This is a genomic window from Actinopolymorpha sp. B9G3 (assembly GCF_040120725.1).
Lineage (GTDB): Bacteria > Actinomycetota > Actinomycetes > Propionibacteriales > Actinopolymorphaceae > Thermasporomyces.
Genome location: NZ_JBEEAB010000070.1, coordinates 1 through 1,612 on the forward strand (window position 1 = coordinate 1; position 1,612 = coordinate 1,612).

Here is a 1,612-nt window from a genome sequence, read left to right on the forward strand (position 1 = left end):
TTCCCGGCTGTTCCTGGCTACCAACGGGTCGGAGTCGTGGAGGAGGTCGGATCCGACGTCGTCGGGTTTCGGATCGGGCAGCGGGTCGTGGCGACGAGCGGTCTCGGCTACGTCGAGGTGGGATCGGCCTGGGGCGGACACTCTTCGCGGTCGATCTCCGAAGCGGCGGACGTCTATGACGCCGAAGGCATTCCCGCGGAGCGGTCGGCGTTCGTGGTGGTCGCCCAGGTGGGCTACAACGCGGCGTCCCGTCTCCTCCTGGATGCCGGCGCCCATGTCCTCGTGGTGGGCGACGGAGTGATCGGGGCATCCGCGGCGTTCGCGTGTCGGGCCCGCGGCTTCGACGTGCTGGTGGCGGGCCGGCACCGGTCGCGTCTGGACACCCTCCACGAGGCGGGGTTCGCGACGGTGGACGCGAGGGCGACAGACGTCGAAGTGACCGTCGCGAGGTTCGATCCGTCCGCCGTCATCGACACCGTCCAGAACGCCGAGGCCTTCGACATGTACATTCCGTCGCTTCCGCGTCGTACCGGCCAGGTCGTCTACAGTGGACACTCGCCCGACGGTGTGACGGCGTGGGGAGACATGGCCGTCCTGCAGCAGCGCGAGCTCACCGTTCACTTCGTCTCCGGGATCACGAGCACTCGGGTCGAGGCCACCCTCGGTCTCATGCGCGATGGCGCGATGCCGTCGGAGCAACTCCTCGGCACGGTCGCCGGGAGTCCTGATGAGGCGGCCCGGTTGATGCGCCGCGTTTCCGCGGGCCGGCTCGAACCTGTCGCCGCGGCGGTCGACTGGACGTGGGCCGCATGAGGATCGCGATCACCGGCGCCGCCGGGTGGCTCGGCCGATACGTCACGACTGCCCTCGAAACCGACCACGATCTCGTCCTCCTCGACAATGTCGCCCCCGAGGATGCGACGATCTTCGATCCCACGGCGCCGGGAGGACGCAGACGAGTGCCGCTGTCGCCCACCTGGCCGTACCACCAGGCCGACATCCTCGACGAACAAGGACTCCGGAGCGCTTTCGCCGGTGTCGAGGTGGTGGTCCATCTCGCCGGCCGCCCGACGGGTGAGTGGGAGAACGCCAAGGCAACGGTGATGACGAACATCGTCGGGACCTTCCACGTGTTCGACCAGGCCCGGACGGTCGGCGTACGGCGGATCGTCAACGCGTCGAGCATCAACGCGTTCGGGACGTTCTTCTGGCGGGTCAGTGGTCAACCGCCACAGCGCCGCTGTCTGCCGCTCACCGAGGACGAACCTGTCACTCCGGAAGATCCGTACAGCATGAGCAAGGCCACCACCGAACTGCTCGGCGCGACCTTCGACCGGGCGTTCGGCATCGAGGCGGTCAACCTGCGTTTTGCCGGTGTCTGGCCGGAGTCAACCTACGAGACGGCACTGGACGCTGGGCTTGCTCCGACGACGGAGTGGGCTGACGACCTGTTCCAGTGGGTGCACGTCCTCGACGTGACGCAGGGGATCACGAAGGCGGCACTGGTGGAAACAGTGGTTCACGTTCCCATCACCCTCGCGGCGGCGGACACGCGGGCACCAGAGCCGACCTTGGAGATCGTCGCCCAACACCGGCCGGAACTGCTTCCGCA

Annotated in this window: 2 protein-coding genes; both read left to right on the plus strand. The window is 67.9% G+C overall.

What is annotated here, in order from left to right; genetic code table 11:
* A partial coding sequence (locus ABNF93_RS34595) for an alcohol dehydrogenase catalytic domain-containing protein (RefSeq protein ID WP_349332490.1) occupies window positions 1–813 on the plus strand: 813 nt, incomplete at its 5' end.
* The coding region (locus ABNF93_RS34600) for an NAD-dependent epimerase/dehydratase family protein (protein ID WP_349332491.1) at window positions 810–1,612 on the plus strand (803 nt) is incomplete at its 3' end. The genes ABNF93_RS34595 and ABNF93_RS34600, both read left to right, overlap by 4 nt.